Here is a 465-nt window from a genome sequence, read left to right as displayed (position 1 = left end):
CTTGGCGCTGCCGGAAATGCCGACGCAAGCGGCCATGGCGGTATGATCGCCGATCTGCACGTTGTGCGCGATCATGATCTGGTTGTCCAGCTTCACACCGTTGCCGATCAGCGTATCGGACAGTGCTCCACGGTCGATGGTGGTGTTCGCGCCGATCTCGACGTCGTCACCGATGGTCACCCCGCCGATCTGGGCGATCTTCTGCCAGACGCCCTTCTCGTTGGCGAAACCGAAACCTTCGCCGCCGATCACCGCGCCCGACTGGATACTCACCCGCGCGCCGATGGTGACGTCGTGGTAGAGCGTGACCCGCGGCGCCAGCCAGCCGCCTTCGCCGATCACGCTACGGGCTCCGATCACGCAGTGCGCGCCGATGCTGACGCCAGCGCCGATGCGGGCGCCACTCTCGATCACCGCATAGGCGCCGACGCTGGCGCTCGGATCGACCTCGGCGTCCGCCGCGAC

1 protein-coding gene is annotated in these 465 nt (G+C 66.9%); it reads right to left on the bottom strand.

What is annotated here, in order from left to right; genetic code table 11:
- On the bottom strand, nt 1-465 hold a 465-nt coding region (locus FLP08_RS16960), incomplete at both ends, for a UDP-3-O-(3-hydroxymyristoyl)glucosamine N-acyltransferase (protein WP_156278101.1).

It is taken from the genome of Christiangramia aestuarii, assembly GCF_009735585.1.
GTDB lineage: Bacteria > Bacteroidota > Bacteroidia > Flavobacteriales > Flavobacteriaceae > Christiangramia > Christiangramia aestuarii.
The sequence above is the reverse complement of the archived record's forward strand: the minus strand, read 5'-3'. Positions and strand labels throughout refer to the sequence as shown.